The organism is Acinetobacter sp. AOR43_HL, from assembly GCF_027854635.1.
GTDB classification, from domain to species: domain Bacteria; phylum Pseudomonadota; class Gammaproteobacteria; order Pseudomonadales; family Moraxellaceae; genus Acinetobacter; species Acinetobacter pittii.
Map to the genome: position 1 here is coordinate 1 of NZ_JAKTHX010000033.1, position 15,010 is coordinate 15,010.

General features: G+C 37.6%; 7 protein-coding genes. 6 read left to right on the plus strand and 1 reads right to left on the minus strand.

Annotation, left to right across the window (positions count from 1 at the left end; genetic code table 11):
* The 6 genes from MKL33_RS16975 to MKL33_RS17000 form a co-directional block, all read left to right on the plus strand.
* Nucleotides 1-1,011 (plus strand): acetylornithine/succinyldiaminopimelate transaminase (locus MKL33_RS16975; protein ID WP_270907390.1); only part of this gene is annotated, 1,011 nt, incomplete at its 5' end.
* Nucleotides 1,008-2,102 (plus strand): arginine N-succinyltransferase, encoded by a 1,095-nt coding sequence (gene astA, locus MKL33_RS16980; protein ID WP_270907391.1) that lies wholly within the window; start codon nt 1,008-1,010, stop codon nt 2,100-2,102. The genes MKL33_RS16975 and astA, both read left to right, overlap by 4 nt.
* A 398-nt stretch (nt 2,103-2,500) precedes the next feature.
* Nucleotides 2,501-3,964 carry an amino acid permease gene (locus MKL33_RS16985; protein ID WP_270907392.1) on the plus strand — a complete coding sequence of 488 codons (1,464 nt, stop codon included), beginning with the start codon at nt 2,501-2,503 and terminating at the stop codon, nt 3,962-3,964.
* Nucleotides 3,965-4,087: 123 nt separating this feature from the next.
* Entirely contained in the window at nt 4,088-5,827 is a 1,740-nt protein-coding gene (locus MKL33_RS16990; RefSeq protein WP_069036830.1) for a ShlB/FhaC/HecB family hemolysin secretion/activation protein, read from the plus strand.
* Between the two features lie 24 nt (nt 5,828-5,851).
* Nucleotides 5,852-12,277, plus strand: a complete 6,426-nt coding sequence (locus MKL33_RS16995; protein WP_270907393.1) for a two-partner secretion domain-containing protein — start codon at nt 5,852-5,854, stop codon at nt 12,275-12,277.
* Between the two features lie 14 nt (nt 12,278-12,291).
* Entirely contained in the window at nt 12,292-13,182 is an 891-nt protein-coding gene (locus MKL33_RS17000; protein ID WP_086260801.1) for a DUF6882 domain-containing protein, read from the plus strand.
* A 255-nt stretch (nt 13,183-13,437) separates the two neighbouring features.
* Here the strand turns inward: MKL33_RS17000 and MKL33_RS17005 are convergent, their stop codons facing one another.
* Nucleotides 13,438-14,904, minus strand: a complete 1,467-nt coding sequence (locus MKL33_RS17005) for a coniferyl aldehyde dehydrogenase (RefSeq protein WP_270907394.1) — start codon at nt 14,902-14,904, stop codon at nt 13,438-13,440.
* Nucleotides 14,905-15,010: the final 106 nt, after the last annotated feature.

Sequence of the window (15,010 nt, forward strand, 5' to 3'; positions counted from 1 at the left end):
GGTAACGGTTATACAAATGAACCCGTTCTACGCCTTGCAAAACAACTCACTGAAAATACATTTGCAGACAAGGTTTTCTTCTGTAACTCAGGTGCAGAAGCGAACGAAGCAGCATTAAAACTAGCTCGTAAAGTTGGACTAGACAGCGGTGTTGCTGGTAAAAGTGGCATTGTGGCATTTAACAATGCTTTCCATGGCCGTACCTTATTTACCGTTTCGGCGGGTGGTCAACCTAAATATTCACAAGACTTTGCACCACTTCCGAACGGTATTAATCATGTTGCCTTTAATGATTTAGAAGCTGCAAAAGCGGTCATTAATGAGCAAACTTGTGCAGTTATTGTTGAGCCGATCCAAGGTGAAGGCGGTGTTATTCCTGCTGACATCGAATTTTTAAAAGGCTTAAGAGCACTGTGTGATGAGTTCGGTGCCTTACTTATTTTTGATGAAGTGCAAACTGGTGTTGGCCGTACAGGTGCACTATATGCCTACATGAACTCTGGCGTTATTCCAGATGTATTAACCACTGCAAAAGCACTAGGTGGTGGTTTCCCAGTCGGCGCAATGTTAACAACCGATAAGTTTGCTCCACATTTTTCTGTCGGTACACATGGTACGACTTATGGTGGGAACCCGTTAGCAAGTGCGGTTGCTGGTGCAGTCTTTGAGTTTATTAATACGCCTGAAGTACTGAATGGCGTTAAAGAGCGTCATGACTACTATAAAAACGCTTTAAATAAATTAAATGAAAAATATGAAGTCTTTAAAACGATTCGCGGTGAAGGCTTATTGATTGGTTGTGCCTTAAAAGATGAATTCGCTGGTAAAGCAAAAGACATCAATAACCTTGCGGGCGAAGAAGGTTTGCTGAGTCTTATTGCAGGTCCAAATGTTGTACGTTTTACACCGTCTTTAATCATTCCATTTGCTGATATTGATGAAGGCCTAAAACGCTTTGAACGTGCGCTTGCTCGCTTTGTGGAAATTCAAAAGGATGTACAAGCAGCATGATGATTATTCGCTACATTGAACCTAGGGATGTTAATGATCTTTACCTTTTGGCTCAAAAAGCGGGTTTTGGTTTGACATCTTTGCAGCCAAATATGGAAAAGTTGGCTGCACGTATTGAACGGGCCTGTAAAACAGTAGCAGGTGAACTCCCAAAGGCAGATCAGGTTTACTTATTTGTTTTAGAAGATACTGAACTCAACAAAGTTGTCGGAGTGTGTGGTATTGAAGTCGCCCTTGGTTTAAAAGAGCCTTGGTATAACTTCCATGTTGGGACACAAGTGCATGCATCTGAACCGTTAAGTGTTTATAACGCTTTACCTACTTTGTATTTGAGTAACGACCATACCAACTGTAGTGAGCTTTGTACTTTATTTTTAGACCCTGACTATCGCTTAAATAAAAATGGCAAATTTTTATCTAAAGTCCGTTTCTTATTTCTTTCAGCATTTCGTCAATATTTTGAAGAAACGATTGTTGCCGAAATGCGTGGATATTCTGACGCCAATGGGCAGTCACCATTTTGGAATGCCGTAGGTCATAAGTTTTTTAATATCGAATTTACCAAGGCCGATTATTTAAGTGGAGTCGGGCAAAAGGCTTTTATTGCTGAGCTGATGCCAAGACATCCACTCTATGTCGATATGCTACCTGATGATGCTAAAGCCGCGATTGGCATTGTGCACCCGAATACTCGTCCAGCCTATAATCTCTTGCTTGAAGAGGGGCTACGCTATAAAGGCTATGTCGATATTTTTGATGGTGGCGCAACGCTGCAAGCAGATATCGAAAATTTACGGGCAATTAAAGAAAGTCAGTCTGTAACGGTCCAAATTGAACAACCTGAAAATATCGCTGTAGGGGATGAAGCTTACATTGTGGCTAATGATGACTATGAAAATTATCGCGCCATTCTTGTGTATAGCAAACCGCACCAAAACATATTGCAGTTAACGAAAGAACAAGCAAAACAATTGAATGTTGAAAATGGCTCTTTAGTTCGTGTGCTAAGTGTCCATGTTAAACAGGTTTCGAGTCCAGAAGTGGTCAATAAACTCAAAGAGGTTAAACATTTGCGAATGGCTGTTAATTAAGCGGAAATTACTATACATTTCACCAAATTTAAGAAGGAATACTATATTATCGCTAGCGCAAGATGGGTATATGGATAAATACAATCTTGCTCGCTGAGCTGAGATTAATTAGTCTGTTTTTCTTTATAAAAGTTAAATCAATAAAATATTTAATTAGTTTATATATTTTAGATGTTTATCGAAATTATATTTTGGAAATCAGGCTAATATAATAATGAAGGAAAGGAATGATGAATAATTTTTATTGTTATAGGTGATGACTTTTAAAAAGGAATTTATAAGGTCTTAAGTGATTTAATAATATTTTAGAATGGTTTAATGGACTAAATTAATAATCATATAATTTGTTTATTATTAAAGCATTTACGACGGTTGCTATAAATTGGAGTAAATATTACATGAGTAAGAATAAAGGAAAGCAGTTCCTGGAAGGAGATCTTCTTGGTAGTCAACATATGACTGATCAAGAAGAAGAGAAATTGCAGCGCTCATTGACAAATCGTCATATTCAAATGATCGCAATCGGTGGTGCAATTGGTACTGGATTATTTATGGGTTCTGGGAAAACATTAAGTGTTTCGGGTACTTCAATTGTTTTAACCTATTTAATTATTGGTTTCTTCTTTTTCTTCGTGATGCGGGCAATGGGTGAATTGTTGCTTGCGAACACTAATTTTAAAACATTCGCCGATTTTGCAACGGCTTTTCTAGGTCCGTGGGCGGGGTTTTTCCTTGGTTGGTCCTACTGGTGTAACTGGATTATTACAGCTATTGCCGATGTAATCGTGATCGGAGGGTACATGCAGTTTTGGTATCCCGATTTACCTGTCTGGATTCCGGCATTTACATCATTGGCCATCTTAACCATACTCAACTTTGTGGCCGTTCGATTGTTCGGTGAGCTTGAGTTCTGGTTCTCACTTATCAAAATTACTGCAATTATTCTATTTATTCTGGCTGGTATTTATTTAATTGGGACCGGGTTTACTTCTCCAAATGGGGTTAAGGCTTCAATGAGCCATTTGTTTGAAACAGAATCAATGTTTCCTTATGGTGTAACAGGTTTCTTGGCAGGTTTTCAAATTGCCATATTTGCATTTGTGGGTATTGAGCTGGTTGGTACGACTGCTGCTGAAACTAAAGATCCGCATAAATCACTTCCAAAAGCGATTAACTCTATTCCTTTACGTATTTTATTATTCTATGTGGGCGCGTTGGTTTGTATTATTGCAGTCACATCTTGGGCAAAAGTTTCACCAGAAAAGAGCCCATTTGTGGAAATGTTTACTTTGGTCGGGTTACCAATTGCGGCAGGTTTAATCAACTTTGTTGTTGCGACTTCAGCTTTATCTTCTGCAAACAGTGGAATCTTTGCGACCAGCCGTATGTTATACGGTTTGGCTTTAGACAACGATGCACCTAAAAGCTTTAGTAAGCTGTCAAAAAGAAAAGTTCCAATTCGCGGACTTGTATTTTCAATGGCGTGCGTAACGGTTGGAACATCTATTTTATTTATTGTTCCAAATGTCATGACAGCATTTACGATTATCTCAGCGCTTACTTCAATTTTATGTATTTTTACATTCATGTTGATTGTGCTTTCATATATTTATTATCGTAAGAAAAGCCCTGAACTACACATTCAATCTCAATATAAAATGCCAGGTGGTTTATTTATGGCATGGCTGACCATGTTATTTTTAGTGTTTACTATCGTAATTTTGGCTTTAGACCATGATACTTTAATTGCACTTGAGTGTTCACCAATCTGGTTTATTGGTTTATTTATTGCTTATAAATATAAAAAGAAAAAAATGATGCAACTTGATATTTTGAAAGCTCAAAAGGTTGATTATATTTAAGCTAGAAGATGAAATGTTTTTAAAGCTAGGCGTGTGTCTAGCTTTTTTGTTTTTATAAAATATTGAGATATATATTGTTGTTGTGTAAAATAGTGTGACTATACGTACAATTCTGTCTATAAAATGTTAACTAGAAATTTTATAACCTCTTCCATTATTCTTTTTGCGGGTTTTCACCAATATGTTTATGCCATTGAAGATGTTTCTTTACCGAGTCAGGTGCTTCAAGATCAGCGTTTAAAAGAGCTTAACCAGCAATTACAAGACCAGATTTCTCAGCAAACTCCTTACCAAAACACCAAGCCATTACAGGATTTTAAGCATCTGGTTGTTGAAGAAAGCCCATGCGTAGTGGTTAAAAAAATTAGTCTTATTCCTTTAAATGGTCAGTCTGAGTCTGAACTACAGCAATTTAACTTTGTGGTTAAAGCTATAAAAAAACACCCACAGAATATTTTGGGCAAATGTATTGGCACCCAAAGCTTACATAACATTGTGAATTATGCCCAAAATGAACTTCTAAAAAAGGGGTTTATTACCAGTCAAATTGTCGTGAGTCCGCAAGACTTAAATCAGGGGAATCTAAACCTGAGTATACAAATCGGACGCTTGAATAAGATTATTATACAAGAAGGGAAAATTTCATCATTACAGCTTAAGACAGGGTTGCCATTTAAAGCAGGCGACATTGTGAACCTAAAAAGGCTCGATCAGGGGCTGGAAAACCTAAAACGTGTCTATGCGGTAGATATGCAAATTACTCCCGCAACTGCTCAAGATAAAGAATTAACGGGCTATAGCGATTTAATACTCAAACTTCAACCACTACAAAAATTTAATTTCAATTTAAGTGTAGATGACTCGGGTAATCAGGACACTGGTACCTATATGGGAAATATCGGGATAGGCGTCAATAATCCATTTCATTTAAATGATATTTTATCGTTAAACATGAGTCACTCTTTAGATGACTTTAATGAAGACTTAAACCGAAGTTATTTTATTAGTTATCAGTTACCCGTTGGTTATTATGATTTAGGTCTTAGTTATAATGACTATCAATATAAGCAAACAGTCTTAGGTGGGAATGGTCCACTGCTTTACCATGGCAACAGTCAGCAAGCCAACCTAAATTTATCTCGTGTCATTAGCCGTAGTGGACAACATAAAACCAGTGTCTATGGAAAGATTTATCATAAGGAAAGCCAAAGTTTTATTGATGATATTGAAATTAATGTCTTACACCGAAGAACCTCAGGCTGGAATTTAGGGTTTCAGCACCGTCAATATTTAGGAAATGCAGTATTAGACGGCAGCATCGATTACCGTCGTGGGATGGGAGTAGGTGCCCGAACTGCACCAGAAGAAAACATTACCGATGTTTATGGAAACCATCTTCCTGTTGAAGGTTACTCCCGTGCTCCACTTTTAAGTGCAGATCTGCGTTATACCACACCATTTCTTTTGCTTGAAAAACCAGCTCAATATCGCCTTAACTGGCGTGGACAATATGCACCGAAAATTTTAGTACCGAATGACCGCTTTTATATTGGTGGTCGCTATAGCGTGCGTGGTTTTGATGGTGAGCTCATGCTTTCCGGAGATAACGGCCAGTATCTACAGCAAGAAATCAGCTTGAATGCATCACTCCCTAATACTCAGTTTTATATGGCAGTTGATCAGGGCTGGGTAAATGGGCGCAATAGCATACCGGGTCAGCGTTATTTACTCGGAAGTGTTTTAGGGCTACGCACTTATCAAAATAGTTTTTATCTGGATGCCTTTACAGGTCGGGGGCTGATTGCACCTGACAGCATAAAAAAAGACTGGGTTACCGGTTTTAGTATCAATCTTTCTTATTAATTTACTTTAGAAAAGACTTTATTCATGAACAAGAATAGTTATCGCATTATTTATAGCAAAGCACGTCAAATGTTTGTGGCCGTGGCTGAAAATGTACGAAGCCAAACCAAGACTTCTGGTCAAAGTGAAGCAAGTACCCAGAACAATATTGATAACACTGAATCTCAGGCATTTCATCAACTCTGGCAAGTGAAAGCATTGGTTGCCAGTATTAGCCTGTGGATGCCTTTAGCACCTGTCTATGCGGGTATTGTAGCGGACAGTGCTGCAAATGCTGCGAATAGAGCAGTCATCGGTGCTGGTAAGAATTCGGCTGGTACAGTTGTTCCTGTCGTTAATATTCAAACTCCCAAAAATGGGATATCCCATAATATTTATAAACAGTTTGATGTACTAGCTGAAGGTGCCGTCCTAAATAACAGTCGCCAAGGGGCTACGACAAAAACAGTAGGAAACGTTGCAGCCAATCCATTTTTAGCCACAGGCGAAGCGCGAGTTATTTTAAATGAAGTAAATTCATCAGCCGCTTCACGCTTTGAAGGGAACTTGGAAGTTGCAGGACAAATGGCTGATGTGATTATTGCCAACCCGTCTGGTATTAGTATTAAAGGTGGTGGCTTTATTAATGCCCACAAGGCAATTTTTACTACGGGTAAACCTCAGTTAAATGCTGATGGCAGTATCAAGCAGTTTACGGTTGACCAGGGAAAAATTACGGTTTCAGCAAACCCTAATTCTAAATTTGGCTTGGGTGGAAATAATAACGATGCAAATTATGTGGACCTCTATGCGCGTGCATTAGAACTCAGTGCGGAACTTCGTGCCAAAAATGATATTCAGGTGATTGCCGGGGCAAATAATGTCAGTGCAGATTTGCAGGATGTTACTGCTAAAACTGGTACTGGAACCGCACCGACATTGGCGGTAGATGTTAAAGCGCTGGGTGGGATGTACGCCAATAATATCTACTTAATGGGAACTGAAAAAGGTTTGGGCGTGACTAACGCGGGGACTATTCAGGCAGTAAACAATCTGGTGATTACCAGTGCCGGAAAAATTGAACACAGCGGCACAATCAGTTCAACCAGTAAAACCCAAGGTCTAGTCAGTGTACAGACAACGGGTACGGGTGCAGCTGCCGATATCAACTCATCAGGCAGTATTAACAGTAATAGCATGCTAAATATCGATTCAGGTAATAACCTGAATGTGAATGCTAAAGAAATTCTTATTAATGTTGGTAGCGTGGCTTCCTCACCTTTAATCGTTAATGCCAAAGGTAATATCAATCTAGCGGCAGATACCCGCATTATGGATGACTCACAAGGTGGGGATGTCTATATTGATGCTGCTAATATCAATCTTGCCGCTGGATCAGAACTCAAAAGTAACCGTGGTACAGCAACCATACAAGTACAAAAAGACTTGGTTGCAGCAAAAGGCGCAAAACTGATTGCAGCCAAAGATTTAAATGTTTTAAGTAATGGTAAGTTATCACTTACGGAGAACCATATACAGGCATCATTAGGTTCAATCAACTTACAAGCAAATTCGGCTAATACCCAAAATATCATTGATCTCCAAGGTGGAACGATTTATGCGGGTAAAGATCTCAACCTGTATAGTTCAGGAGATCTAAACCTAAAGAATCTTGGATTTTCACTTGAAAATGCTGCAACACGCGTCAAAAACATTAAAGCCTACAGTGGACGTAATCTGGTCTGGAACAATGCTGACAAGGCACTTCCACTTATTACAGGTATGGTTCAGCTGGATGCAGCCAATAATTTAACCGTTACGGCAAAAGAAATCTCGAATAAAGACAGCATTCAACTCCATGCCAATCAAATAGCACTCAATAGTGCACTGACCTCACAAAAGAATATTGATGTGAGTTCTGAAATTGCTGATCTTGTTTTAAGTCAGGCACTCAAGGCTCAAGGCGATATTAATCTAACCGCACTTGCTGGTGGAGTTACTGCAAATAGCTTAAAGGCCACATCTTCGGCTGGAAAGATTTCTATACTCGCGAATAAAAATATAAATTTAAACTCGACCCAGACAAGCAAGGCGATGCCTTCAGCTGATAAAGATGAGCTAACAACTGATCAGTCCGTTATTAGTGGTTTAAAAGGCGTAACGCTTGGCTCGATTGGTGATGGCACCGTTAACTTGCAATCAGTACAAGTTAATGCGGGTCAGGGCGATATATTAGTTTCAAGTAATAATGGAATAAATTTAAAAGCTAATAATGATGTAGTTGTTACTGGGGATACGGGCCGATTTAAAACGGTAAATAATGTTCTAAAGGGACAAACCGTTTCGATAGAAAATAGCAAATCCGATATTAAAATCCAAAATACGGATCTAAGCTCTACGGTTGGTAAACTTGCGATCAATAGTAGAGCAGGCATGAGTACGATTATTGACAGCGTATTAACGTCAAAAGGTAATACCGAACTCTATGCAAAAGATTTACTGACTTTACAGGGCGTGAATGCTACATCAGACCAGCATCTGGCGGTAAGCTCTGGCCGTACGGTTTATAGCAATGCTGAGTATACGCCAGCGACCAAATGGATTGCGGATAAAGTAACAAACTTAACGTCTAAGGGCGTGACCTCTGTAACGGCTACAGGAAACCAAGTATTACAAAATACAAATTTAACCGGTGGGGCTGTTTTATTAGAGGCGGGTGGTTTTATTTTAGGCCAGACTGGATTGAACTTGAATGCGGTCGGAAGTGATTTACTCAAGAATGATACAAAGTTAAATAGTTTAAATGGTGACCTAACAATTCAAACCAATTCTAACTTAACGATTGATCCAAAAATTTATAGTTTAAAAGCAGTAGGTGATATTGAACTCGTCTCTAAAACCGGCACTTTGACTTTAAAAGGCTATGGTGGAACAACCGGTAATGGATCAGAACAAGTTGTTAAGTTGGATACAGCAAATGGCGGTATCAATTTAGAAGGTGCTAAAGTTGATATTCAAGGTTCACAGTTAACAGCACAAAAAGATATTAAGATCGTTTCAAGTAAAGATGATGTGCTAGTTGATGGGGTAAAAAATACTATTTTAGACTCTACGAAAATTACTTCATTTGAAAGGTTGGCAGCAGTAACGTCAGAAAAAATTGATCTGGAAATTCAACATGAAAAAATGCGAAAAGATCCAGATTATTTATTTTTAATTAATGAATTGGATAAAGGTAGAGGATTGAAATATGAGGATAAAGTTGATGTAGAGAAGATGTATGCTTTACGTGATGCCTTAGAGAAAAGATATTTAGTAAAAATAGATATTGAGGCCGGTGCAGGTCGAAGAGGTAAAAAGGTTTTCTTCATTGATGCATATGAAAAGTACACTGATAAAATCAGTGAACTGGACCAGTCGATTAATTTTTATAACAAAAAATTTACGGGAAATGAGCACCGAGGATCAAGCTTTACGAGTAAAACAGGAAATATTAATATTATTTCATCTAAAGGAGGAAGTATTAGTGGCTCTATAATTGATGCTCAAAAAGGTTCAGTGTCTATTGAGGCGAGTGGTGCTTTAGCTGAACAGTATAAATCGACAATTAACAGTGGAGCTAATCAGCCTCCAAAATCCTTAAATGCAAGTGTTATTATTGATGGCCATACTGATTTTTATGAGAATGGTACAGAAGGTGAAGGGAATTATAGTTTCAGAACATTAGTCAGCCCTACCATTATTAATGGTGATAAAGGCGTTAATATAAGAACTGTAGGTAAAACCAAAGATGATAATTTGGTTTTACAAGCTACTGGTATTACCTCAAAAAATGGTGACGTAAAAATAGAATCAAATAAAAGTATTTTATTTGATGCAGCTATTGAGCAAAGCTATGACCTGACCACTACGACTGAAAAGAAAAAATCATGGTGTGGTTTAAAGAAAAAGTATATTACGACTGTTTCTGAAAATAATGACACAAATGCAGCTTCAGTCGATATTTCTGGAAAGAATATTTCTATTGAAACGAAGAAACTAGATACGTCAGTGAATGCTAAAACTCCAGATAATAATATTGATATTTATTCTGGGCGTTTTACTGCTGAGGGTGGAATAATTTCGATTAAATCTGGAGGAAATCTTAACTTTTACACTGTGGAAGAATCTTCTAGCAGTACAGTAGATGTTACAAAGAAAACCTCATATTCTAAACTTATCTCACTTTTAGGTTCATCAAAAACTACTACTAATACAACACGAACTCAGATTAGTGAATTACCTGCAAATTTAAAAGCAGATTATATTAATACGCAAGCGGTTGATAAGACGAAACTTGTGGGAACAGAGTTTGATTATTTAAAAAATGCAACGATTGAAACTGGAGGAACACTTGAGTTAATAGCAGCAAAGACATCTATTACAGAGCTCTTAAAAAAAGAAAAAAGCTCATTAGCTTGGCAGTCAATGCAAGATAAAGGTTCTATTACTGAAACCGCTCAATTACCAAGTTTTAACGGTCCAGTTTTACCTACCTTTAAAGCTGCTGGTGGTTTGAGTGTGCAAGTTCCAATTAGTGAAAAAGATGCTAATAAGGTAGAGCTACGTGATGCGATTCTTGATTTAGCTAAGCAACCGGGAAATGAATATTTAAAAGAGTTTGTTAATCGAAAAGATGTAGATTGGCAAAAAGTTTTATTAACTCAAAAAGATTGGGACTATAAACAGCAAGGTCTTACAGCTGCAGGTGCTGCAATTATTGTGATTATTATAACGATTGTAACTATGGGCACAGGAACGGCTGCAGCTGCAGGTGCTGCTGGCGGAACAGCAGCAAGTGGAACTACTGTTGGTTTGGGCGCAAGTATGATTGGTTCAGCAGGCGTTACAACAGCAACAGTTGGAGGTGTAACCACAATTACAGGTGTTTCTACACTTGGTGCTATGGCAAATGCTGCTATTACAAGTTTAGCAACTCAAGCAGGCGTTAGTTTAATTAATAATGGTGGAGATATTGGTAAGACGCTTAAAGATTTAGGAAGTAAAGATTCAATTAAGAGTTTAGCAACATCTGTTGTTACAGCAGGAGTTTTAAGTAAAATTGCATCAATTGATCAGATGAAAGCTTTGCAGGAAACTACTAAGTCTGGAGAATTCTTTACAAATTTATCAGGTAGAGTGGGACAAGCTTTAGTTAATTCTACTGTTAGTGCTAGTGTTGATACGGCAGTTAATGGAGGTAGTCTAAGTGAAAAATTAAGTGCAAGTCTTGTGGCAGGATTGAGTGTAGCATTACAAGGTTCTTTAGCTGGAGAAATTGGTGAAAATCTTGATCTTGGTAGTAAAGAACTTTCTGACCAAATTTTGCATAAACTAGCTCATGCTGCAGCTGGTTGTATTGCTAGTTCATTACAAGAAAAATGCGAAGCTGGAGCGATTGGGGCGGTAGTTGGGGAAATGGTTGCTGGATCGTTTGATATGGAACCTGAAAATGACGGAGATTATAGTCAAGCTCAGCTAAATAAAGTTAAAAATGTTGGCCAATTGATTTCGGGTGTAGTTGCTGCTTCAGCAGGATATGATGTAACTGTTGCTTCGCAATCCGCATCAACTGCTATAGAAAACAATTGGGGTAAAGTACTTTCATCTACTGGTAAAGCTGCCTATAAGATTTTTAAAAAAGCTACTGAATTACAAAAAGCTGGCAAGAACTTAAATGATACCAATGTTTGGAAGGATATTTTAAAAGATACTGCTACAGGTGAATATCAAGATATGTTGAATTCTTTTAAAACAGCATTTAGTGCTGGTTCAACTCCTCTTGAAAGAACTTGGGCATTAATTGATCTTGCAACTGGAATTGATAAAAAAGATGTCAAGATTGTTCAGGATCTCCTTAAAGATAGGAATACTATTGCGAAGCGTTTACCAAATATTAAAAACGGTCAATTTTTTGATGATAAAAAAATAGAGGAACTTGCAAATCGGGGGGATGTTAAAAAAATTCATCAAATAGATGTGGGAGCAAAAGGTGGCTGGGCTAAGCAAGCCAATGGGAAGCTTGAAGCAAATTCAGCTTATTTGTTACCTAATGGTGCTGCATACGTTACCGATAATAGCGGGAATGTTAAAGAGGTTACTGCCAATTTAAGAAATATTTTAATGGATCGAAATAATTATCAACAAAGTATTGCTGGTAAAAGTGGTATTTCTGGAGATCAAGGAGGGCATTTAATAGCTGCATCTCTTGGTGGTTCAGGGGATCGTATTAATTTAGTTCCTATGGCCAAAACATTAAATAACGGTAGTTGGAAAGCTATGGAAAGTGAGTTAGCAAATGCGGTTAAACTAGGCAAGGATGTAAATATGAAAGTTGCAGTAGGTTATCCCACTGGCAGTAGTAGACCTAATAAATTTATAGTAACTGCTACTATTAATGGAAAATCCACTAATTATCAATTTTCACAGTAATAGGGATTAAATGAATGTACAAATTATTAAGTTCCGATATAGAATTATTTAAAAAGCAATCTTTAATTTTTGTTAAAAATAGGCCATGGGATTCAATTGTTACAAAAATTGGCATGTTTATTCACTCTTCTAAGTTTGAGCAATTTATTGTTTTTGATGGAAATATAGATGAAACAGGGGATATATATGCAGATGGAGAAGATCCCTTTAATAGTATTTCTAGTAGTTTGTGTGATAGGGCTATTGAAATTCAGAAAGAGAATTATATAAGAACAAAAGAAATAATTTGGGGTATTACTTTTACTTTGCATTTTGATGGAGAAATAAAAGTTGAGTATAATCCAAGAATACCTGAATGGTATGAGGGTAATCCTACGATTGACCTTGAAGAAGAAATTAAAAAAGAAACCTTAACAGATAGTAATACTCAGTCGAATACATATCAAGATGGTGTCAAGAGCTTAAATATTCAATCTATTTATCTAGCATGTCGTAAAGAGTTAGAGCTAAAGACTTTAAAAGCATCAAATGATTGGGGTATGAATATTGTAGATGAGTGGGATATTGATCTTGTTATAGGGGGCATAACATTTAATATTGGTGATCGACAAGAGTTTTTTGAAATTAATGTGATAGGAACTTATGATGAGAGAAACCAAACATTTATGTGGGCATGGGAACATCCTTCTATTCCACAGGATCTGCAAGAAGTGGCTTTAATTGTTAAAAATTACGGAGAACAATATGAAATTGCTGAGTTACAACAAAAATTAGTTTATTGTAGTGAAGAAGAAGCATGGAACTTTACTGCTTTAGCAGCACATTTGGCAAAAGCTGATGGAGCATATCGAGGTAAAGTGAATGGTAATTGGATTTATATTGTTTTTAAAAATGATAGTAAATAAACTTTGATGATTAGTTGTAGACAATTATTTATTTAAATATAGATATTTTATTAGTATTAAAAAAGCTTGGTAATCCAAGCTTTTTTTAATTATGTACCATTTTATTGACTACTGTAATAGGAACAGTATAGCTATTACTCATACTAGGTTTTGGTACTAAAAATTCTGAATTGGTCTATAAGTAATTGGGATATAACTCTATTGCATTAATCAATTCTATAATTAACCAAAAAGCCTCATTACGAGGCTTTTTTATCATCCTTCTTTAATATTTGGATCGCCTTTTTTCAAGAAGAAGCGAATCGCTAACTTTTGTAAAAATGTTCCATAAGGAGGGTGGAAAAGCTGAGTCGGGAAAAACCGATGACGAATAAATACAGTTTTTGCATGTGAAAGTTCGCGGAAACCTTCCTCACCATGATATGACCCCATACCTGAGTTGCCGATACCCCCGAAAGGAGCATCATGGTTAACTACATGCCATCCCCAGTCATTAATAGTCACACCACCCGAATGAGTTTCACGCAAAATACGATCACGTTCTACTGAACTATGCGTAAAGCAATAAAGTGCTAAAGGTCGTTCATCCGATTTCACATAAGTGATCGCATCATCTAAAGAATCATAAGCCACCACAGGTAAAATAGGGCCAAAGAGTTCTTCTTTCATAATCCGCATATCTGGTGTGCAATTCAGCACAATCTGTACAGGCATTCTACGGCCTTGTTGATTGAAGCTATACGTGTCGCAAGGAATAATACGGGCACCTTTTTCTTGTGCATCGGTCAAAATATCTTGAATACGTTTTAAATGACGGTCATTTACAATCGATGTGTAATTCTCATTGTTTGTGATGTTTTGACCAAACATTTTTATAAAGCTGGATTTTGCTGCATCCACAAACTCATCAATACTTTCTTTAGGAACCAACGCATAGTCAGGTGCTACACAGATTTGACCACTGTTTGTTGCTTTACCATGCGTAATACGTTTTGCCGCATCGGCAAGCGGGTAGTTGCGGCTTACAATTGCAGGTGATTTACCACCTAATTCGAGTGTAACAGGTGTTAAGTTTTCAGCTGCTGCTCGCATGACGACTTTGCCAATAGCTGGGGAGCCAGTAAAGACAATATGATTAAATGGCAACGAGGTAAATCTTGCTGGGTCTGTAATTTCTTCACCAAACACAGCCACTTCATCTTCATTAAAGACTTCGGCAACCATGCGTCGAAGCATTGCATTGGTATTCGGTGTAATTTCAGGCAGTTTAATCATGACTCGGTTGCCTGCAGCTAATGCGGCAATGAGTGGGCCAAGTGCTAAATAAACTGGGAAATTCCAAGGTACAATGACACCCACCACACCTTTAGGTTGGTATTGCACACTTAAACGGTTTGATAAAAATAAAAGCTCGGTACGGCGTTTACTTGGACGCATCCAGCGGCGTAAATGATGAATCGCATGATCAGCCTCTAACACAGAACCAAGCAAATCTAATAGCTTAGATTCATCAAGTGATCTAGAACTAAAATCGGAATTAATCGCGGCAGCTAAAGCATCTTGATAACGGATAATTTGTTTTTTAAGTTGATGCAGTTTTGTGCGGCGTGCTTCAAGACTTGGGTAAGGATCTGCCTCAAAATTGGCACGTTGTTTGGAAAAAATAAGTTCCATATGTTCAGTGGCAGAGCCGCTATATTCTTTTAAGGTGGACTGTTCCATTATTATTCCTTCCATACTTTTGCTTATCATACTTTATGCTTGAAGCGTCGTATGGTCGATGTTAAATTGAGACAACAAGAGGTAGTTTAGTGCCATTATGCACGTC